The 20,090-nt window shown below is 67.4% G+C and carries 16 protein-coding genes, 1 tRNA gene and 2 pseudogenes; 9 read left to right on the forward strand and 10 right to left on the reverse strand.

What is annotated here, in order from left to right:
* Position 1: 1 nt before the first annotated feature.
* Positions 2-2,281, reverse strand: coding sequence for a glycosyltransferase family 4 protein (locus Q0326_RS01525; protein ID WP_298686353.1), 2,280 nt, complete (start codon positions 2,279-2,281; stop codon positions 2-4).
* Positions 2,282-2,577: 296 nt separating this feature from the next.
* On the opposite strand from Q0326_RS01525, the gene Q0326_RS01530 reads away from it, so the two are divergent.
* Both Q0326_RS01530 and Q0326_RS01535 read left to right on the forward strand, forming a co-directional pair.
* Entirely contained in the window at positions 2,578-2,817 is a 240-nt protein-coding gene (locus Q0326_RS01530; protein ID WP_298686355.1) for a hypothetical protein, read from the forward strand.
* Between the two features lie 140 nt (positions 2,818-2,957).
* A tRNA-Pro gene (locus tag Q0326_RS01535) sits at positions 2,958-3,034 on the forward strand.
* A 47-nt stretch (positions 3,035-3,081) separates the two neighbouring features.
* Here the strand turns inward: Q0326_RS01535 and Q0326_RS01540 are convergent.
* Entirely contained in the window at positions 3,082-4,143 is a 1,062-nt protein-coding gene (locus Q0326_RS01540; RefSeq protein WP_298686357.1) for an SDR family oxidoreductase, read from the reverse strand.
* A 100-nt stretch (positions 4,144-4,243) separates the two neighbouring features.
* Here Q0326_RS01540 and Q0326_RS01545 point away from each other — a divergent pair, with 100 nt between their 5' ends.
* Positions 4,244-4,636 carry a helix-turn-helix domain-containing protein gene (locus tag Q0326_RS01545; protein ID WP_298686359.1) on the forward strand — a complete coding sequence of 131 codons (393 nt, stop codon included), beginning with the start codon at positions 4,244-4,246 and terminating at the stop codon, positions 4,634-4,636.
* 132 nt (positions 4,637-4,768) lie between these two features.
* Entirely contained in the window at positions 4,769-5,839 is a 1,071-nt protein-coding gene (locus Q0326_RS01550; protein WP_298686361.1) for a dihydrodipicolinate reductase, read from the forward strand.
* Between the two features lie 205 nt (positions 5,840-6,044).
* On the opposite strand, the gene Q0326_RS01555 is transcribed toward Q0326_RS01550, so the two are convergent.
* The 6 genes and pseudogenes from Q0326_RS01555 to Q0326_RS01585 all read right to left on the reverse strand — a co-directional run bounded on the left by Q0326_RS01555 (position 6,045) and on the right by Q0326_RS01585 (position 13,517).
* Positions 6,045-7,421 carry an aromatic ring-hydroxylating dioxygenase subunit alpha gene (locus Q0326_RS01555; protein ID WP_298686363.1) on the reverse strand — a complete coding sequence of 459 codons (1,377 nt, stop codon included), beginning with the start codon at positions 7,419-7,421 and terminating at the stop codon, positions 6,045-6,047.
* A gap of 118 nt (positions 7,422-7,539) precedes the next feature.
* Entirely contained in the window at positions 7,540-9,144 is a 1,605-nt protein-coding gene (locus Q0326_RS01560) for an SMP-30/gluconolactonase/LRE family protein (RefSeq protein WP_298686365.1), read from the reverse strand.
* A 60-nt stretch (positions 9,145-9,204) separates the two neighbouring features.
* Positions 9,205-9,971 (reverse strand): annotated as a pseudogene (locus tag Q0326_RS01565) (enoyl-CoA hydratase-related protein).
* Entirely contained in the window at positions 9,971-11,242 is a 1,272-nt protein-coding gene (locus Q0326_RS01575) for an acetyl-CoA hydrolase/transferase C-terminal domain-containing protein (protein ID WP_298686371.1), read from the reverse strand. The pseudogene Q0326_RS01565 and the gene Q0326_RS01575 overlap by 1 nt, the downstream one beginning before the upstream one ends.
* A gap of 108 nt (positions 11,243-11,350) precedes the next feature.
* The gene (locus Q0326_RS01580) at positions 11,351-12,232 is read right to left on the reverse strand and encodes a CoA ester lyase (RefSeq protein WP_298686373.1); all 882 of its coding nucleotides are present in this window, start codon (positions 12,230-12,232) and stop codon (positions 11,351-11,353) included.
* Positions 12,233-12,350: 118 nt separating this feature from the next.
* A complete protein-coding gene (locus tag Q0326_RS01585) occupies positions 12,351-13,517 on the reverse strand; it encodes an acyl-CoA dehydrogenase family protein (RefSeq protein WP_298686375.1) in 1,167 nt (388 codons plus the stop codon).
* Positions 13,518-13,671: 154 nt separating this feature from the next.
* On the opposite strand from Q0326_RS01585, the gene Q0326_RS01590 reads away from it, so the two are divergent.
* The 5 genes and pseudogenes from Q0326_RS01590 to Q0326_RS01610 form a co-directional block, all read left to right on the forward strand.
* Positions 13,672-14,832: a CoA transferase gene (locus tag Q0326_RS01590; protein ID WP_298686377.1), complete on the forward strand. Its 1,161-nt coding sequence runs from the start codon at positions 13,672-13,674 to the stop codon at positions 14,830-14,832.
* An 81-nt stretch (positions 14,833-14,913) separates the two neighbouring features.
* Complete coding sequence (locus Q0326_RS01595; RefSeq protein ID WP_298686379.1) at positions 14,914-15,891, forward strand: acyl-CoA dehydrogenase family protein; 978 nt, start codon at positions 14,914-14,916, stop codon at positions 15,889-15,891.
* Positions 15,888-16,694, forward strand: coding sequence for an enoyl-CoA hydratase/isomerase family protein (locus tag Q0326_RS01600; RefSeq protein ID WP_298686381.1), 807 nt, complete (start codon positions 15,888-15,890; stop codon positions 16,692-16,694). Before Q0326_RS01595 ends, Q0326_RS01600 begins: the two co-directional genes overlap by 4 nt.
* Positions 16,695-16,795: 101 nt before the next feature.
* On the forward strand, positions 16,796-17,581 hold the full coding sequence (locus Q0326_RS01605; RefSeq protein WP_298686383.1) for an SDR family oxidoreductase: 786 nt from the start codon (positions 16,796-16,798) through the stop codon (positions 17,579-17,581).
* A gap of 3 nt (positions 17,582-17,584) precedes the next feature.
* Positions 17,585-18,475, forward strand: a pseudogene (locus Q0326_RS01610) (AMP-binding protein); the annotation flags it as partial.
* Here the strand turns inward: Q0326_RS01610 and Q0326_RS01615 are convergent.
* Both Q0326_RS01615 and Q0326_RS01620 read right to left on the reverse strand, forming a co-directional pair.
* Positions 18,467-19,165 (reverse strand): TauD/TfdA family dioxygenase, encoded by a 699-nt coding sequence (locus tag Q0326_RS01615; protein WP_298686446.1) that lies wholly within the window; start codon positions 19,163-19,165, stop codon positions 18,467-18,469. The pseudogene Q0326_RS01610 and the gene Q0326_RS01615 overlap by 9 nt on opposite strands.
* Before the next feature lie 102 nt (positions 19,166-19,267).
* On the reverse strand, positions 19,268-20,059 hold the full coding sequence (locus Q0326_RS01620; RefSeq protein WP_298686385.1) for an SDR family NAD(P)-dependent oxidoreductase: 792 nt from the start codon (positions 20,057-20,059) through the stop codon (positions 19,268-19,270).
* Between the last annotated feature and the right edge of the window lie 31 nt (positions 20,060-20,090).

Genomic DNA, 20,090 nt, shown 5'->3' on the forward strand with positions numbered 1-20,090 from the left:
ATTAGGAGGCGACGGAGCCAGCTTCCAATAAGGACCCGTTGCGGTCGGCCTTTCCGGCCATTTCGGTCATAGCGCAACAGGCAAATTGAAATGCCAGCACAGATTCGGCGCCCTGGTTGAGATTGACGCGGTCGCTCATCAGCCCGTCGAAGCATCCACCGTCGGTCGACGAGCCCAGTGGCAGGCCCAGATCATTACCGCCGACATACCAGGCATAGGCGCGCTGCGCGGTCTCGACCCAGCGCGCGTCACCCGAAATGGCGTGCGCAACACGCGCCGCGTCGATCGTCGCCCACCCTTCGACGGGTTGTTGGTCAAACGGCAGCGGCTGCTCGCAGACGCGACCGAAACTGTCCGTGCCGACCGCGCGGAACTGGCCATCGGCATTGGTCTGGATCGCATCGAGCCACGCCATCGTCGCAAGACCGTCCGCGCGCATCGACTCGTCACCGAGCCGCCGGCCGGCGCGCATCAACGCCTCAGGCAGGCGCGCATTGTCGTAGGCGAGCACCTCTTCATACCAATCCCAGTCCGGGCGGCGAACCTGGGCAAGCTGCGCCTGAAGCCGGCGTGCGAGATCGCGCAGCAGCGACGTCGCAAGCTCGTGGCGCGGGTGCGCGTCCAACATCGCGTCGGCCGCGAGGATGCAGAATGCCCAGGTGCGCGGGCTGACGAGCGCACGGGCATGCGGCGCGACCTGGTCGAACAGATGCGACGCCCAGATCTTGAGTTCGTGTGCGCGCGCCTTTGCGGCTGTGTCGCCGAGCGACCAGAGCGTCCGCCCGAAACTGTCCTCCGAGCCCTGCTCCTCGAGCCAGCCGCGATCGAACGCCATGAAATTGCGGAAGCGCCCCTGGCCCCCATTCCAGGCATGCTGGACGAACGCGGCATAGACGACGGCCAGTTCGTCGGCGCGTGCGGCATCCTCGGCGGGCATGCGATGCATCAGCATGAGCGCGCGGCAATTATCGTCCACGCAATAGCCGTGCAGGCGGTCGGGCACCGAGAAGATCGAATGCTGGATCATGCCGCAACCGTCGGTTAGCCGTTCGACGCCACCAAGCCGGGGCCGGATGACGTCGGGTCTGCGCTCGCCGCCCCGAAACAGCCGCGCCGGCTGCGTCCGGACCGCCTCCTCGAAGATCGAGACATAGGATCGCGCCAGCGCCGACCAGGTCATCGCGCGGCCCGCCCGCCACGCCTTGCGTCCCATCTCGTCGAGCATCTCGGGGCGATCGAGCAGTTCGCAGATGCGGTCTGCGAACGCGGCGCTGTCGCCGAACGGCACGACGACACCGACGCCATCAGCGAGCAGCTCGACGGCATGCCAATAGGGCGTCGACACGACCGGCTTGCCGAGCGCCACCGCATAGCTGAGCGTGCCCGACGTGATCTGCGCCTCGTTGAGATAGGGCGTCACATAGATGTCGGCCGCGGCGATATGATCGATCAGCTCCTCTTTCTCGACATAGCTGTCGATGAAGCGGACATGATCGCCGAGACCGAGTTCGTCGGCGAGCGCCATCAGCCCCTCGCGATAGGCCTCGCCCTCGTGCGCGACGAGATGCGGGTGCGTCGCGCCGAGCACGACATACAGCACGTCGGGATGCCGCGCGACGATCGCTGGCAGCGCGCGGATCATGGTGTCGATGCCCTTGTTCGGCGAGAGCAGGCCGAACGTCAGCAGGATACGGTGATTTTCGAAGCCGAAGCGCGGCTTGAGCGTTTCGGACGACGTGAACGGCCGGTCCGGCGCCCCATGCGGCACCACCGCGATCCTCTCGTCGGCGACGCCATGTACCTCGCGCAGGATGCGGCGGCCCTTTTCGGCCATCACAATCAGCTTGGACGACCGCCGGACCAGCGCCTCGATCACGGCGCGCTGCTCGGGCGTGGGCTGCTCGAGCACGGTATGCAACGAAACCACCACCGGCGCCGTCACTCGATCGAGCAGCTTGAGCAGATGCGCGCCTGCCGGCCCGCCGAAGATGCCATATTCGTGCTGCACACAGACGACGTCGGCGCCGCTTGCGTTGATCCGCTGCGCCGCGCGCGCATAGTCGGCCAATTCGTCCTGATCGATCGAGCAGGCGACCTCGACGGGGTAGGCGTAGCGCGCGCCGCGGTCGTTCATCGCATACATATCGACATGCAGATCGGGGAATGCCGCGATCAGCCCCTTGCGGACGTCCTGCGTGAAGGTCGCGATGCCGCACAGCCGCGGCGGGCTGTTCCCGATCAGCGCCACTCTATCCAATTTCGTGACGCCCGATGCGGTCATAATGCGATATCCAAAGAAGCGCGCCCAAGCGACCCTTACGGATATCCAAGGACACAGAAAACGACGTGGCGTTTCAATGCACGACATAGGGCAAAAGTTGCCGGAGACGTTGTGCAGTCGCGAAGATATGCTTCGGCCGAACCAAGTCCAGCCAATTTTGCCGTTGACCCGTGCTATCAGCGCGCTATGCCGTCGTTCCGGGGACGGCACGGCCGAGCCCGCGATCTTTTTGTCTAGAAGACTTCTAGGAGCCCCCAATGAAGAAGCTTGCTTTCGTCCTCGCCGCCGCTGGCCTCATGTCCGTCGCCGCCTGCCACAAGACGGACCAGGCCGCCGCCGTCGACAACGCCGGCGACAACGCCGCCGCTTCGCTCGACAACCAGGGCGACATGCTCTCGGCGGCTGCCGACAACGCTTCCAACGCATCGACCGCCAACGCGCTCGACAACGCGTCGGACGCCGCACACAATTCGGCCGACGCCGTGAAGGCCGACGCTTCGAACAAGGCGGATGCGATCGACAACTCGGCCAAGTAATATTGGCGCCTCCGGTTGCCTAGCGCAGCCGGTTGCACACGGAACGGGCGTCTCCTCGCGGAGGCGCCCGTTTTGCTGTGCGCTTTTCTCGCGCCGCACCGTTGCCATCGGCGACCGATGCGGGCTAAGGGCCACGCCGTCGGGGAGTGGCGCAGCCTGGTAGCGCATCTGGTTTGGGACCAGAGGGTCGCAAGTTCGAATCTTGTCTCCCCGACCACATCGATCTGCGCCGCGCGCCTTTCCAAAGGCGCGCGGCGCGGTCGTTTATGGTATCAGGCGGTCGGCGCGGAGATCCGCGAACAGCTCGAAGAACGCATCGTCGGTCGGCTGATAGGCGGTAAACCCCAGCCGCCGGCTTTTCGACATGTCGGTCACCACTTCGATCGGCCGCCCGAGATCGGCATCGGTGTGCCAGGGCGACGTCAGCCGGGCGAGGTCGGGTTCGGCCAGGCCGTCCCGCACCGCGATCCGGCGCCAGAGATCGGCATCGCCCGCCATCTGCTCCTCGAGCGGACGCACCACCCCGTCGAACGGCGCCGCCGCGATCCCGAACCAGTCGGCGATGCGGCCCCACATCCAGCTCCAGCGAAAGATGTCGCCGTTGACGATGTTGAAGTCCTCGTTCGCGGCGGCGGGTGTGGTCGCCGCCCACAGCAGATGGCGGGCGAGCTGGCGCGCGTCGGTCATGTCGGTCAGCCCGTTCCATTGCGCCGCGGACCCAGGAAACTGGAACGGGCGTCCGGTCTCGCGGCACAGCGTGGCGTAGACGGCAAGCGTCGTGCCCATGTTCATCGCATTGCCGACCGCCTTGCCGATCACGGTATGCGGCCGATGCACGCTCCAGCTGAACCCATCGCGCGCCGACGCGGCGAAGACCTCGTCTTCCTGCGCATAATAGAAATTCTCGACGTCGAGCCGGCCCTGCTCTTCCCGAAACGGGGTCTGCGGCAGTACGCCTTTGCCATAGGCCTCGAACGGCCCGAGATAATGTTTCAGGCCGGTCACCAGCGCGACATGGCGGGGGGCCGCCGCTTTGGGAAGCGCATCGAGCAGGTTGCGGACCATCATCGCATTGACGCGGATATTTTCCGCCTCGCTGTCCTGGCGCAGCCAGGTGGTGATGAAGACGGCGTCCGGGTTCAGGCTCGACAGGGCCGCGGCGGTGGACGCGGCGTCCTGAAGATCGGCGGCGACCGGCTGAACGCCCGCCTGCGCGGCCGGGCGGCGCGCCAGGCCATGCACCGTCCAGCCCTGTTCGACGAGCAACGCCGCCGTCGCGCTCCCGACGATCCCGCTCGCTCCCACTACCAATGCCGTACGTGTCATGATCAAATCCTAGCTGTTAGTCCCCGCGAGCTAGGCACCAACGCTGCGGGCTTCTAGACGGCACCGTTCGGAAACCTAGGCACCGGGAGGTAACCAGTCGATGCAGGGCGGCGACGTCACAAATGATTGGCGCGAGGATTGTGCGCCGCGGCGCGTGCTTGACCTGTTCGCGACCAAGTGGACGAGCATGATCCTCCATACGCTGCACGCGCGCCATGCCGGCGCCGCGCGCACCGGGGTCCTGCAGCGCAGCCTCCCCGGCATCTCGAAGAAGATGTTGACCCAGACGCTGCGCGAGATGGCGGCGTGCGGCCTGATCGACCGCCACGTCGAAAGCGTCGTCCCGCCCGCCGTCGAATATCGGCTGACCCCGCTTGGTCAGCGTTTCGTCGAGCCGGTCGAACTGCTCTACGCCTGGGGCCGCGACAACGCCGACGCGCTCGATCAGATCGGCAGCCGCCCGACCTCGCGGCGCGGCAGCGCGGGCAGCTGACCACCAACTTCATCGCCCCGTCGATCGTACCGCCTGCCGACTGCGCAGACGCTTGTCCCCCGCTCGAACGCCTTTCAGACTGCCCCGGCGACGCGCCGACTTCGGCCGCGACAAGCAGGTCAGGAGAGACGGATGAGCGGGCAGACGGCAAAGGCGCGCTATCGGGTCGTGCAATGGGCGACCGGCAATGTCGGCGCTCGTGCGCTGCGCGGCGCGATAGAGCATCCGCTGCTCGAGCTTGTCGGCGTCTACGTCCACAGCGCCGACAAGGCAGGACGGGACGCAGGCGAGATCGCCGGTACCGCGCCGACCGGCGTGCTCGCGACCAACGCTATCGAGGACGTGATCGCGCTCAAGCCCGACTGCGTGCTCTACATGCCGCACCAGACCAATTTCGATGAGATCTGCCGGCTGCTCGAATCGGGCGCCAACATCGTCACGACGCGCGGCGACTTTCATCGCGCCGACAGCTTGGAGCCTGCGATACGGGCGCGCATCGAGGCGGCTTGCGCGCAAGGACGCAGCTCGATCCACAGCACCGGCAGCAGCCCGGGCTTCATCACCGAGGCGGTGCCGATCGTGCTCGCCTCGATCCAGCGCCGCGTCGACTCGATCAGCATCAACGAGTTCGCCGACTGCTCATCGCGCGATTCGCCGGCGATGCTGTTCGAGGTGATGGGCTTCGGCCAGGCGCCGGGTGGCTCGGGTCCGGCCGAGCAGGCGCGCTATGATTATCTGCGCGACGCCTTCTCGCCGTCGCTGCACCATCTCGCCGATGCGCTCGGCCTGACCATCGACGGCTTCGAGGCGACCGGCGGGGTCGGCGTCACCCGCGCCGACCTGCCGATTGCGGCAGGCGTCGTCCCGGCGGGCACGGTCGCCGCGCAGCGCACCCGCGTGTCGGGCATGCGCGACGGCAAGCCGCTGATCAGTTTCACCGCGACCTGGTATGTCTCCGCCGACGTCGATACCGGCCCCGGCGAGCATTGGGATTTTCGGGGATCGGGCTGGCGGGTCGTCGTCGAGGGGGACTGTCCGCTCGACGTGGTGATCAGCTTCCCGGTCGCCCCCGAAAACTATGCCGAGATGACGCCGGGCCTGACCGCCAACCGGCCGGTCAATGTCGTGCCCTATCTGTGCGACGCGCCGCCCGGCATCCGGTCGACCGCGGACCTCCCGCAGATCATCGCGCGGCTGGGATAATCGCCCACCGCGCGTTGCCGCCATGCGGCGCGGCGCTCTCCACCTGGTACGGCCATGCCGGCGAAGGCGGAGAATGCGTACACGCCGTGTTCCAGGATCGGGCGCCGCGTCTATGGATCCCGGATCCAGTCCGCGACGACGGCCGTCAAAGACCGATCAGGCGCGTCGCCGCTCGCGCTGGCTGGCCGCAAACGACGACCCGATGTCAGCCGAGCTTATGCGGCGCGCCGACACCCATATATTTCGCCAGATTATGGTGGAGGCTGGGTATGGCGCGCTCGCGATAGGGGTTGGGTTGCGTGCCGCGGAAGCCGCCGTTCTTCATGCCCTGCTGCACCGCCGCCATGTTCGCGAAATCCTGTTGCAGCACCGGCGGCCACGCCTCGGGCGGCGTATAGTCCCACTCGGTTTCGGGCGCTTCACCCTCGGGATAGAGTTCGTAGACAGACGCCTCGAAGATGCACTTGTCGGGATCGGCCTTGTAGGGCCGCGCCTGGTAGCAGAGCATATTGTTGACCGCGTGACCGATCTGGAAATTGGGAAAAATCTGCCAGGCGGTGCCGGCCTTGGCATTGTGCGACGGCTCGACCACCGGCCAGATCACCCCGCGCGCCTCGTCCGCGGCGCGCGCCGACTTGAGCCAATGCTGCAGCACTTCGCCCGAAGGCGTCCCTTCGGGCAGTTCGTCCTTGAGCCGGATCGCAGCATCGACGAGCGTGCGCGTGGTGTTGGTGTTCGCCGCCTCCCAGGTGAAGACCTGCATCTCGGCGGTCGAGATGCGCGCATCGCCGGTGCCGATGCGGAGCTTGGCCTGCTGGTTCTCGTCCATCGATTTCGGCGCGTCGTAACCGATATTGCTGTGCAGCCCCTGATTGCGCGCCCAGCCGGGAAAGTCGCCGAATGCCATGAACTCGGGATGCGTGCCGGGGACGTGATAGGTCTCGTCGAACGCCTCCATCGCGACCTTCCAGTTGCAATCGAAGATGATCCATTTGCGCCAGCGGCAGCGCATGTTCTGAAGCTGGAAGGGTTCGAGCAGGGTCGCGGCCGGCTCGAGATAGTCCCGTAGCGGCCCGGCGTCGGGGTCCATATTGATCCAAAGCCAGCCGCCCCAGGTCTCGCATTTGACCGATCCCAGACGCGTGCTCTCGTCGGTGAGCTTGCCCTGCCAATGATCGCGCTCCGGAATATGCACGCACTGGCCCTGCAGATCGAACGTCCAGCTGTGGAAGCCGCAGACGAAGCGCATCTTCTTGCCGCGCGCGTTGCGGGCGCCGGGCGGGGTGTCGATCAGCCGGCGGCCGCGATGCGGGCAGACATTGTAGTGCGCCTGCACCGTATCGGGCCCAGAGCGGACGAGAATGATCGAATCGTCGAGGATGTCGAAGGTGATGTAGTTGCCGATCTCGGGGATATCTTCGATCCGCCCCGCCTGCAGCCAGGTCTTGCGCCACAGCCTGTCGCGTTCGGCGCGGGCATAGTCGGGCGAAAAATAGGCCTCGACGCCGATCGTGACCGGCGCTTCGAGTTCCTCGGCGGCGACGATCGCCTCGCCCTTCAAGCTGCCGGAATGTTCGCCCATCTGAAGTCCCCGTTCGTCCGCACACGGCGCGCCGAAGACCGATATGACACTCCACATGCCGCCGGGTAAGCTTGCCCAGGCCTGCTATCGCCGTCGCGATGGATGGAGGCGGGCGGTGTCAGCCGCGCGGCGGCCGCAGCGCGATGATGCTCCCCTCGCCGTCCGCGGAGACGTACAGCGTGCCGTCGGGCCCGTCGGCGATGCCCGCGAACGGTCCCATCGGCCCCGACAGCGGCGGAATGCCGCGCAACGGCTTGGGGACGACACCGGGAGGCGCCCCCACCGCCAGATCGGCCGCGATCACCCGCTGTGTGCCGCTTGCGAGCGCATATTCGATCACGGTCTTGGCCCCGACGTCGACGATATAGAGGTGATCGCCGCGTATGAGGATGCCGTGGGGGCGCTGTAGCCCGTCGACCAGCGTCTCGGCCTTGCCGCGGACGATCTTGACCACGCGGCCGGCGCCTGACTCCGCAACGAGCACGTCGCCATCGGCGGTCACCGCGACATCGATCGGGCGCAAGAGGCCGCCGGCCAGTTCCTCGGTCTCGCCGGCCCGGATCGCGACCACCCGCCCTGCGCCGAGATCGGCGGCGATGACGACTTCACCAGGTGCCGCGACGACGCCGTAGAGTTGGTCGAATCCGTCGGCGAGCACCTCGCTATACCGGTCGGCCGGCCGATAGAGCGCCACGGCGCCGCCCGAGGTGGTGACGACGAAGCCGTTGCCGTCCGCCGCATTGGTCAGCCCGCGGACATAGCCCGGATAGCCGGGGGTGAAGAGCATGCCGACGCCGCGCGGTTCGCCGCCGGGGGTCAGGCGGTACATGAACGGACCGTCGGCGATGTAGAGATCGCCGTCCTTCGCCAGCGCGAGGCCGAACGGCGCGTTGAAGCCGCCGGGCAGCACCGCACGGCTGTTGCCTGCACCCAGCAGCTCGGTCACGCGGCCGGTGAAGTCGGAGACGAACAAGCGCTCGCCGACGAAGACGAGGTTGTCGAGCCCCGGATCCAGCGCCGCCAGCCGCTCCTTGGCGCCGGTGCGCGGGTCGATGCGGAGCACTTCGCCGCTCGCGACCTGGGTCGAGACGATGAACCCCTTCGAGTCGAACTTGACCGCGTCGGGAACCCCGAGGTCGCCGACGACGCGCTCCGCCACGCCGCCGTCCGGATTGATCCGCCAGATCTCGTTGGCACCCATCACCGGAAAGTACAGCATGCCGTCGGGGCCCATTTCGAGTGCGTTGGGCATCGGTATGTCCTCGAGCAGCACGCGCGGCGCGGCGCCGTCGAGCGACAGCTCCATCAGCCGGCCGCCGATACGACATTCGTCGATGAACAGCCTTCCCTGGTGGATGGTGATGCCGTTTGCCGACGGCAGGTCGTCGCGCAGCACGTGCGTGCTGCCGTCGGGCCGGCGTACGCTGACGCGCGCGTCCATCACCTCGGTCGCATAGAGATTGCCGTCGGCGTCGAAGGCGAGGTCGTCGGGTGCGACGATGTCGCCGCCGAGCGGGCTGACCGCCTCGACCAGACCCGTGTCGATGTCGAGCGCGCTGATCTGATTGCCCGAGACCTGCGCGATATGGATTCGCCCGTCGGGGCCGACGCGCATCCCGTTCGCCCCGAACAGATGGCTGACCGCGGTGAGCCGCTCGAGCCGCCAGCCTTCGGCGAGGCGCGGGTGGATCGCGACAGGGTAGCGTCCGGTATCATGCGGCATCCGGTCTCTCCTCGATATACGGTCGTATTGCGCCGATGGTCTTGGCAGCGGGCGAAGCCCTCACCGGCCACGCCAGTGCGGCGGCCGTTTCTCGGCAAAGGCGCGCGGACCTTCCTGCGCGTCGTCGCTGCGATAGGCGACCTCATGCGCGGCGCGCGCCGCCTGCAGCGCCGCCGAACGCCCCATCTCGGTCGCCAGCATCACGGTCTCGCGCCCGGCGCGGACCGAGAGCGGCGCCCCGTCCAGAACCTCGGTCGCCAGCGCCAGGGCCGTGTCGAGCAGCGCCTCGGGTTCGGCGAGCCGGTTGACCAGACCGATCTCATAGGCGCGCTGCGCGCTGATCGGTTTGCCGGTGAGGATGATCTCCATCATGATCCGCTGCGGGATCATGTGGATCAACGGCGCCGCCCACGGACTGCCGCGCCCGACCTTGACCTCGGTTATCGCGAAGCGCGCGGTCGTGCTGGCGACGCACAGGTCGCAGGCTTGCGCGATCATCCAGCCGCCCGCGAACGCGACGCCGTTGACCGCCGCGATCGTCGGCTTGCTCAGCTCGATCGTGTCGTAAGGCAGCGCGTACATGTCGCGTGGGGGCACCGCCATGCCGGTCTCGACCATCTCTTGAGGTCTCCGCCGGCACAGAAAGCCTTGTCGCCCGCGCCGGTCAGGATCGCGACACGCAATGCGGGATCCCGTTCGAAGCGCGTCCATGCGGCTGCCAACCCTTCGCGGATTTCCCGGCCGAGCGCGTTGCGCGCGTCGGGCCGGTTGAGCGTGAGGATCGCGATCCCGTCGTCGCGCGCCTCGAACAGGACGGCATCGCTCATCAGAACCCCCGTTGCTGGATGACATGCGCCGCGCGATCGAGCGTCTCGCGGAAATCGGGATGCGCGATCGCGACCATCCGCTTCGCCCGCTCGGCAAGCGTCTGGCCCTTGAGTTCGGCCGCGCCATATTCCGTGACGATCAGGTCGACATCGCTGCGCGCGGTGGTCACCGGGCCGGACAGATCGGCGACGATCTTGCTGATCGCGCCGCCCTTGGCGGTGGCCGACAGCGCGATGATCGAGCGGCCGCCCGGCGAGCGCGCGCCGGCGCGAACGAAATTGACCTGGCCGCCGGTGCCGCCGAGATAGCTGGCCCCGCTCTGCTCGGCATTGACCTGACCGGTGAGATCGACCTCGATCGCCGAATTGATCGTCACCAGCCGTTCGATCTGCGCGAGCACCGCGGCGTCGTGGGTATAGCTGGTCGCGCACATGCGGATCAGCGGGTTGCGGTGCGCCCAGTCGTACAGCCGCCGCGTGCCGATCAGCGCGCCGTTGATCGACACGCCATGGTCGATCGACTTCCGTGCGTTGGTCACGACCCCCGCCTCGACCAGTTCGACCAGTCCGTCGCCAAGCATGCCCGAATGGACACCAAGATCGCGGCGATCGTGGAGCAGGCGCAGGATCGCGTCGGGCACGGCGCCGATGCCGGTCTGGATCACCGCGCCATCGCCGATATAGGCGGCGGCATGCCGCGCGATCGCCATGTCGGTCTCGCCGATCGTCGCGGCGGCGACCTCGACGGGCGGACGCGAGACGTGGACCGCGCAATCGATCCGCGCGGCGGGCAGCAGCTCGCCATAGGTGAAGGGCACCTGGTCGTTGACCTCGGCGATCACCACCCGCGCCTTGGCGACCGCGGCCTGGACATGGTCGCCGATCAGCCCGAAGCTGTGATGCCCGTCCTCGTCGGCGGGGCTGAGCTGGACGAAGGCGACGTCGCAGCCGATCGTGCCGTCCGCGATCATCGGGCCGACTTGGCTGACATGACAGGGGACGACCGACAGCCTGCCCGCCTTGGTCATCGATCGCAACGCGCCGATCGCGCCCATGCTGGAGAGCGCGAAGCTGTCCGCGCTGGTGGGCGTGAACAGCCCGGAAAAGCTCGTGGCGATGAAGGCGGAGAGGTCACCGATGGCAGCCCCTTGCGCGATCAGCGCCTCGACCAGCGTCGTCGGCTCGCCGCAGGCCTGGCCGATGACGATGCGATCGCCGCGGCGGAGGTAGCGCGCGAGGTCGAGGCTTGCCGCATCGGTCACGTCCGGCACATCAAACCCCCGTTCGCGCTGAGCGCAGTCGACGCACATCCGCCGAGGGTCGCGCCCGCACCCGTCCATCGACTGCGCTCGGCACGAACTTTGTGGGCTGCGCGCCGGTCACGCGCGCCCCGCCTGTTCGAGCAGCGTCTGCGCGCGCGACAGATAGGGGCGGTCGAGCATGCCGCCCTTGTAGCCGATCGCGCCGACGCCGGGGTTGGCCGCAAACAGGTCGACGATCGCCTGCGCGTCCGCAATTTCTTCTTCCGTCGGCGTGAAGGCGGCGTTGATCACCTCGACCTGCGCGGGGTGGATCGCCAGCATGCCGCGATAGCCGTCGCGCCGCACCTTCTCGGCACGCGCCCTGAGTCCGTCGAGATCGCGGAAGTCGCCCTGGATCGTCTCGATCGCGGCGACGCCCGCGGTGGCGGCGCCAAGCAGGCACAGGCTGCGCGCCAGTTCATAGGTGAAGCCGTAGCTGCCGTCGGGATTGCGGTTGGCGCTGGCGCCGATCGAATCGGCCAGATCCTCCGCGCCCCAGGTCAGCGCGACGACGCGCGGCGCACCCTTGTAGCTGCCGGTGTGGAACATGGCCTCGGCGGTCTCGGTGATCAGCACGATCACGCGCGTCGACCCCTCCTCGATGCCGTTCGCCACTTCGAGCGCGGACAGGCAGTGATCGAGCTTTTCGACATCGGCACGGCCATAGACCTTGGGCAGCATGATCCCACCCGGCCGCGCCGGCATCACCGCGGCGAGGTCGAGCAGCGTGTACGGCCCGTCGAACGGGTTGATCCGCACCCACAGCCGATGCGCCTGCGCGGGGTTGGCGGCGATGAAATCATGGACCATCGGTCGTGCGGCGGCCTTGTTCTCGGTGGCGACCGCATCCTCGAGATCGATCAGCACGATGTCGGCGGTGCCGTCCATCGCCTTGGCCATCTTCTTCTCGCTGTCGCCCGGCGCGAACAGCCAGGAGCGCGCGGTGATCGGTCCGGACATCTTATTCCTCTCAAACCCGTTCGCACTGAGCGAAGTCGAAGTGCGTTTGTCAGGCGCGGCGTTGGCATCACGTCCTTCGATTCGCTCAGGACGAACGGGGTGCGTTTGGCAAGCCCGGTCAATAGCTCTTCGGTAATTCCAGAACCCGCTCGGCAATGAAGTTGAGGATCATATGCGGGCTGACCGGCGCAGTGCGCGGGATCAGCACCTCGCGCAGCAGGCGCTCGACATGATATTCCTGGGCATAGCCCATCCCACCAAGCGTCAGCATCGCGGTATGGCACGCCTCGAACGCGGTCTCGGCCGCCAAATATTTGCCGGCGTTCGCCTCGGTCCCGCAATCCTCGCCGCAATCGAACAAGGTGGCCGCCTTCATCACCATCAGATTGGCGGCCTCGAGCTGCATCCAGCATTTCGCCAGCGGATGCTGAATGCCCTGGTTCATCCCGATCGGTCGATCGAACACGATCCGCTCGCGCGCATAGCGCGCGGCGCGCTGGATCGCGTTGCGGCCGATGCCGATCGCCTCGGCGCCGAGCAGGATGCGCTCGGGATTGAGCCCCTTGAGGATGATCCGGAAGCCATCGCCCTCGCCGCCGATCCGATCGTCCTCGGGAATGAAGAGATCGTTGATGAACAACATGTTCGACCCAACCGCATGACGCCCCATCTTGGGGATCAGGCGATGCTCGATATGATCGCGATCGAGCTTGGTGAAGAACAGCGAAAGCCCATCGGTCTTGCGCGCGACCTCTTCGATCGGCGTGGTCCGCGCGAGCAGCATCATCCGATCGGCGACATGCGCATTGGTGATCCAGATCTTGTCGCCATTGACCAGATAGCCGCCATCGACCTTCTTCGCCGCGGTCTTGAGCTTGGTGGTGTCGAGACCCGTATTGGGTTCGGTCACGGCGAAGCACATTTTCTCCGCTCCGCTCAACACCGGCGGGATCATGCGGCGCTTCTGCGCGTCGCTCCCGAACAGGTCGATCGGCTCGAGACTGAACACCGGGCCGTGGATTGTCGACGCCGCAGTCATCCCGCCGCCGGCCTCGGCGACCGCCTGCATCATGATCGCCGCCTCGGTGATGCCCAGCCCGGCGCCGCCGACCGCCTCGGGCATGGCGACGCCGAGCCAGCCGGCGTCCGCCATCGACGCGTAAAAGTCATGCGGGAATTCGGCGCTATCGTCGCGCTCGAGCCAATAATCGTCAGAATATTGTGCGCAATGCTTCAACACGGCGTCGCGGATGTTGGACTGATCCGACGTAAGCGAGAAATCCACGGGGCCGCCTTCTTCACGAGATAAGCCGCCGCCGTAGCAGCCGACCCCTATCGCAACAATCGAACGCGGGACCGATATCGGGCCGGCGATCGGTGATTGCGATGGCGTTGCGGCGCGCGCGTGACTAGTCGCGGCGAAACCAAGAGGAGAGATTATGGGCAAGGGACCGCTCGCCGGAATACGCGTCGTGGACCTGACCGCGATGGTGATGGGTCCTTATGCGACGCAGATCATGGCGGACATGGGCGCCGACGTGATCAAGGTCGAGACACCCGCGGGCGACGGCGTCCGGGATATCTCGGTCGGCCCGGCGCCGCGGATGAGCGGCGTCTTCTACAATGTGAATCGCGGCAAGCGGAGCGTGGTGCTCGATCTGCAGACCGAAGACGGGAAAGCGGCGTTGCGCGCGCTGATCGAGACCGCCGACGTGTTCATCCACGCGATGCGCGGCAAGGCGATCGCCAAGCTTGGCTTCGACTATGCGGCGGTCGCGGCGATCAAGCCGGACATCGTCTACACCAATTGCTACGGCTACAGCCGTCGCGGCCCCAATCGCGACCTGCCCGCCTATGATGACACCATCCAGGCCGAATGCGGCATCCCCCATGTGCAGCAATTGCTGACCGGGCGCGCCGATTTCGTCGGTACGATCATGGCCGACAAGATCGCCGGGCTTACCGCGCTGTATGCGACCACCATGGCGCTGTTCCACCGCGCGCGCACCGGCGAGGGCCAGGAGGTCGAGGTCGCGATGTTCGAGACGATGGCGGCGTTCATGCTGGTCGAGCATGCCAATGGCGCGATGTTCGACCCGCCCCTGAGCGCCGCGCACTATCCGCGCGCCGTCGCGCCAAACCGCCGTCCCTACAAGACCAAGGACGGCTATGTCGCGGCGCTGATCTACAACGACAAGCATTGGGCCGCGTTCGTCGGGGCGGTGCGGCCGCCCTGGGCGGGCGACGACCTCAAGACGCTGGCGCAGCGGTCGGCGCGGATCGACGAGGTCTATGGCCGGCTGGCCGAAATCTTTGCGGAGCGGACCACCGCCGATTGGCTCGATCTGCTGCGCGACCTCCATATTCCGGCCTCGCCGCTGCGCACCACCGACGAACTGTTCGACGATCCGCATCTCAACGCGATCGGCTTTTTCGAGACGCTCGAGACTCCGCACGGCGCGGTCCGCTTTCCCGGCATCCCAACCTGGTTCTCGGCGACCCCCGGCGCGGTCGCGGGCCCGACCCCCGAATTGGGGGCCGATACGCAGGATGTGCTGGCGGAACTGGGCATCGGCAGAGCGGGAAGCGCGGCCGCGTGATCGGGGCATAGTTTCCGCGCGATATCGCCGCGGCGTCGCGCTTGGTCGATGACAGCCTCGCGCCGGATGATAAGGAACGCCATGGACTTCCATCCCGACGCCGACCGCCGCGAGCTGATCGCCGAAGCCTTCTCGCGTCCGCTCGATGCGCTGCTGCCGCTCACCCGGCTGCATCGCACCGACTGCGAGGAACCGTGGGACGCGCTGAGCGAACTCGGCGTGTTCGGGATCGCTGCCGATGTCGAGGCCGGCGGCGTCGGTCTGGGCCCGGCGGAGGAAGCGCTGCTGGCGATGGAATTGGGCCGTCGGCTCGCCGGGCCGCAGGTGCTCGCGACGATGATGGCGCTGCATTGCGCCGATGAAACCACGCAGCGGCTGATCGTGTCCGGTGGTGCCCGCGTCGCACCAGCGATCCTGTCCGGCGGCACCGCATCGGTGATCGACGGCCGGCACGCCGACTGGGTGCTGCTTCGGCAGGATGGTGCGGCCGCTCTCCTTCAGGCAGGCGGCTCGGTCGTGCCCGCCGTCGTCGACGACGATCACTGGACGGCGCCGCTGACCGGCATCCCCATCGCGTCCGCCGATCTGGCGTGGGCGACGGACGACGCGCTGCTCCGCATCCGGCTGATCGAGGCGGCCGCATTGTGCGGTGTCGCCGCATGCGCCGGCGAGATGGCAGTCGCCTATGCCGGGATCCGCGAGCAGTTCGGCCACCCGATCGGCGGCTTCCAGGCGGTCAAGCACCAGTGCGCCAACATGGCGATGGCGGCGATGGCCGCGCGCGACGCGATGACCTTCGCGGCGATGGCGGTCGAGCAGCAGCGTGCCGACGCCACATTCCAGGTCGAAGCCGCGCTGCTGCTCGCGATCGAGGCGGCGCTCGCCAACAGCCGGCGCAACGTCCAGGTCCATGGGGGGATCGGGTTCAGCGAGGAGGCCGATCCGCATCTCGTCGTCAAGCGCGCGCATCTGCTGATCGCGGCATGCGGCGGCGCCGATACGGCGGCCGACCGCGTCGCCCGCGCCGAGGCACCGATGCTGAGGGCGGCCGGTCGATGACCGACACGCCGCTTCTGTTCGCCGTCGACACGGACGGCGTTGCCGTGCTCACGCTCAACCGTCCGCACGAGGGCAATTCGCTATCGCCCGACCTGCTCATAGCGCTCGAGACTGCCTGGGAGCGGGTCGACAGCGACGATGCGATCCGCGTCGCGGTGCTCACCGGGGCCGGCGAACGCCATTTCTGCACGGGTGCCGCGGTCGGCGAACTCGAGATCGGCAAGGGCGGGCTGCAAAACATCCCGTTCGCCGCCGCCAACCGCTTCTCGCCGCGGCAGTGTGCGGTGCGCAAGCCGGTCATCTGCGTGCTCAACGGGCTCGCCAATGGCGGCGGCCTCCATTTCGTCGCGGACAGCGATATCGTGGTCGCCTGCGAGCAGGCCGCGCTGATGGATTCGCACGTCAATGTCGGTCAGGTCTCCGCCCTGGAGTCGCAGGGGCTCGCGCGCCGCGCTGGACCGGGCGCCGCGCTTCTGCTCGCGCTTGTCGGCAAGGCCTATCGGATGCCCGCGGCACGCGCCTACCAGCTCGGGGCGATCGACCTGCTCGAACCGACCCGCGAGGCGGCGATGGCGCGCGCGATGGAGCTGGCGCGCGCGATCGCGCTGAACTCGCCCCAGGCGATGGCGCTGACCAAGCGTGCGATCTGGGCATCGACCGAAATGCCCGATCCGCAGGCGCTGGCCTATGCCTGGGAGCTGCTCAAATCGCATTGGGCGCACCCCGATTTTAAGGAAGGGCCCGCTGCCTTCGCCGAGAAGCGCGCGCCCGTATGGAACCCCGATCCCAACGCCCGCAGCTAGACATCGCGAGCACGATGAGCGGCCACGACCGGCGCCTCCGCCTATCCGCTACGCTACATCCTCCCCTATCAGGCTCCGACAACTGAGGGGATCGATCGCTCATGGAGCAGCGTAGGGCAGCCATCGTCACCGGGGCCGGATCGGGCATCGGCCATGCGCTCGCCCACGTGCTCGCGCGCCGGGGCGTGGACATCGTCGGCGTCGGCCGCTCGCGTGAGCCGCTCGAGGCGCTCAAGGCAGACCTGGCAGGCATTGCGGAGGTCGCGATCGTCACCGCCGACATTGCCCAGGACGATGCCCCCGCAAAGGCGGTGAAAGCCGCGGTCGATACCTTCGGCCGGCTCGACTATCTGGTCAACAACGCCGGGGTCGGCAAACCCTTTCCCGTCGATGAGACCAGCGACGAGGTGCTCGACTATTTCCTGGGCGTGCACCTTCGTGCGCCGTTCCGCTTCTGCCGCGAGGCGCTCTCGGTGATGGGCGATGGCGGCGCGATCGTGAACGTCGCCTCGACCTTCGCGGTGATCGGCGGCCTGCGCGGCGGCGCCTATTCGGCCGCCAAGACGGGATTGGTCGGCCTCTCCAAGCATATGGCCGCGCAATATGGTCCGCGCGGCATCCGCACCAATGTCGTGGCGCCCGGCGTGCTCGAGACGCCGATGACCGCCTATGCCTGGGAAAATGCGGTGTTCAAGCGGATGAACTTCGACATGACCCCGCTCAACCGCACCGGCACCGCCGACGATGCGGCGCAGGCGATCGCCTTTCTGCTCTCCGACGAGGCGCGCTTCATCACCGGTCAGGTGCTGGTCGTCGACGGCGGCTGGTCGTCGACCAAATATCTGGCGCCGCACGCCGTCACCGCCGTACCGGTGGACCCGCAATAGGCGATGGTCGAACGGCGCGTCCTCAACGGCTGGTCGATCCGCTGGGATCCGGCGCGTGCCGCCGATGCGCGCGCGCGCGGGCTGTGGATAAACGAGACATTGGCCGAGATCGCCGCGCGCAAGGCGACGGACGAGCCGGACACCCTGCTGCTTGTCGACGGCGAACGGCGGATCGACGCCGCGACGCTGTACGCCGAGGCGAGTGCCGTCGCGCAGGCGCTGCTCGCCCGCGGTTTCCGGCCGGGCGACACGCTGTCGTTCATGCTGCCCAACTGGCACGAGGCGGCCGTGATCTATCTGGCGGCGACGCTGACCGGCATGGTCGCGCACCCGATCGTGCCGGCGCTGCGCGATCACGAGGTTGGCTTCCAGCTTCGTGACAGCCGCAGCCGGATGATCTTCGTGCCCGCGGCGTTCCGGCGCTTCGATTATCCGGCGATGATGCAGCGCGTGAATGCCGACTTGCCCGACCCGGTTGAGGTTGTGGTGCTGCGCGGCGATGCTGCGGGGTTCACCAGCTATTCCTCGCTGCTCGCTCATCGGGGCACGGCGCCGCTTCCCGAGGTCGAACCCGACAGCGTCAAGATGCTGATGTATACGTCGGGCACGACCGGGCGACCCAAGGGCGTGCTGCACAGCCACAATTCGCTCTACGCGCTGGTGACCCAGCTTCACGACCATTGGCGCGCGGGCACGGGCGATGCCTTTTTCGTCCCCTCCCCGATCAGCCATATCGGCGGATCGATCTACGCCTTCGAGATGCCGCTGCTGTTCGGCACGCGCGCGGTACTGCAGGACAGCTGGGACGCGCCTGCGGCGGTCGCGATCATGGCGCGCGAAGGCTGCACGCACATGGCGGGCGCAACGCCTTTCCTTGAAGCGCTGCTAGCCGCCGCGCGGGCGGCGGACACGACCCTGCCCGCGCTCAAAGTGTTCATCGGCGGTGGTGCCGATCACCAGCGAGCTTCGGCCATTCTCGCGTTTCCAGACGATTGGGTGATCCTTGACCAAGCCGATCGAGGTGACGCGCTCGCGATCCGCTTCGGGAATGGCATCGGCGATCGGGCGCAGGCTGGCGGCAACGCTGTGCACCGCGCGCAACCCGTCGATCGCCGCCTTATCCGCTTCGGGAAGATGGGCATAGGCGGCGTAGGTGCTGGCAAATTCGGTTTGCCCACCGGCTGCTGCGACATGCCGCGCGGAGAGCAGGGTCGCCTTGGGCGGCGGCATGTCGACGGTGATCCCGTCCATGTGCCAGAAGAAGGTGCCGAGCACATATTCGGGCTGGCGGTTGATCTTGCGGTCGAGCGTGACCTGATAGACCGGTTCATCGGCGGGCCGGTCGGTGACGGCCGTGCTGGTGATGTTGATCCGCGCGCCGAGCAGATCCGTGAAGGCGAGTTGCTCGGCATCGGTGAGATGCGCGCGCGGAAAGACCAGCACGGTGCGCGCGTCGAGCATCTCGCGGCAGCGCCGAGCCGTCTCCTCGGTGAACAGGCTGGCGCGATCGATGTGGACGATCGCGCCGATGTGCGGCTTCACGGGCTCGAATTCGATGCTCACGGCACGCCTCTCCAGGATCATTCATTTGGCGAGCACCGTTAGCATTACGCGACAAGGCGGCGAAGCCGGCGCACCCTGCTTCGCGAGGCATCGCCCGGCCGATCGGTTGCGCGCCGTTCTGGCTCAGGACGCCTGTGAGGCCCGGAAACCGACCGCCATCGCGATCAAAGCGTCCGGGCGCGGCATTGCGGTGAGCGTCTCGAAGGTCGCGCGATAATGGTCGCTGCTGATGAAGGTCGGCCCGTCGGCGATGCGGTCGAGCGTCTGGGCGGCGACGTCGGCCGCCTTCATCACATGCGCCATCTTCGAGATGTCGTAGCCGATCCGCGCCGCCGCCTCGGACTCGGTCGCGCCCGGACACAGCGTCAGCACGTCGATGCCGTCGTCGCGCAATTCCGCCCACAAGGCCTCGCCGAGCGCCTTCACCAGCGCCTTGCTCGCCGAATAGGCCGCCGAATAGGGGCAGCCGATCAACGCTTCGACCGAACTGGTCAGCACGATTCCGCCCTTTCCGCGCGCGCGAAGCTGCGGGATGAAGCTTCGGGTCAGCTGCAGCGGCGCGTGGCAATTGACCATCAGCAGATCGGTCATCTCGGCGGGATCGTTGGTGGCGTGGTCGCCCTTCATGCTGAAGCCGGCATTGCTGACGAGCAGGCCGATGTTGCGCGAGACGGTCTGCGCGGCGATCGCTGCAGGCGCATCGGGCCGCGCGAGATCGGCCTCGAGGATCGTCACGTCGATGCCGTGGCGGCCGGCGAGATCGGCGGCGATCGCCTCGAGCCGGTCGACCCGGCGCGCGACAAGCACGAGGTCCAGTCCGCGCGCGGCGAGATCCTCGGCGAACGCCTTGCCGATTCCGGACGACGCCCCGGTGACCAGCGCGACGGGGCCATAGCGATCCGCAAAATCCGTCATATGCCGTCCCTCGCCTCGGTGGCGCGGCCGA

The sequence above is a fragment of the uncultured Sphingomonas sp. genome (genome assembly GCF_937859915.1).
GTDB lineage: Bacteria > Pseudomonadota > Alphaproteobacteria > Sphingomonadales > Sphingomonadaceae > Solisphingomonas.

Coding starts and splice junctions, on each gene's coding strand:
- Q0326_RS01590 (WP_298686377.1), top strand. CDS start 13,672: ATGGGCAAGGGACCGCTCGCCGGAATACGCGTCGTGGACCTGACCGCG.
- Q0326_RS01595 (WP_298686379.1), top strand. CDS start 14,914: ATGGACTTCCATCCCGACGCCGACCGCCGCGAGCTGATCGCCGAAGCC.
- Q0326_RS01580 (WP_298686373.1), bottom strand. CDS start 12,232: ATGTCCGGACCGATCACCGCGCGCTCCTGGCTGTTCGCGCCGGGCGAC.
- Q0326_RS01545 (WP_298686359.1), top strand. CDS start 4,244: ATGCAGGGCGGCGACGTCACAAATGATTGGCGCGAGGATTGTGCGCCG.
- Q0326_RS01525 (WP_298686353.1), bottom strand. CDS start 2,281: ATGACCGCATCGGGCGTCACGAAATTGGATAGAGTGGCGCTGATCGGG.
- Q0326_RS01605 (WP_298686383.1), top strand. CDS start 16,796: ATGGAGCAGCGTAGGGCAGCCATCGTCACCGGGGCCGGATCGGGCATC.
- Q0326_RS01600 (WP_298686381.1), top strand. CDS start 15,888: ATGACCGACACGCCGCTTCTGTTCGCCGTCGACACGGACGGCGTTGCC.
- Q0326_RS01615 (WP_298686446.1), bottom strand. CDS start 19,165: ATGATCCTGGAGAGGCGTGCCGTGAGCATCGAATTCGAGCCCGTGAAG.
- Q0326_RS01560 (WP_298686365.1), bottom strand. CDS start 9,144: ATGCCGCATGATACCGGACGCTACCCTGTCGCGATCCACCCGCGCCTC.
- Q0326_RS01550 (WP_298686361.1), top strand. CDS start 4,769: ATGAGCGGGCAGACGGCAAAGGCGCGCTATCGGGTCGTGCAATGGGCG.
- Q0326_RS01540 (WP_298686357.1), bottom strand. CDS start 4,143: ATGACACGTACGGCATTGGTAGTGGGAGCGAGCGGGATCGTCGGGAGC.
- Q0326_RS01555 (WP_298686363.1), bottom strand. CDS start 7,421: ATGGGCGAACATTCCGGCAGCTTGAAGGGCGAGGCGATCGTCGCCGCC.
- Q0326_RS01620 (WP_298686385.1), bottom strand. CDS start 20,059: ATGACGGATTTTGCGGATCGCTATGGCCCCGTCGCGCTGGTCACCGGG.
- Q0326_RS01530 (WP_298686355.1), top strand. CDS start 2,578: ATGTCCGTCGCCGCCTGCCACAAGACGGACCAGGCCGCCGCCGTCGAC.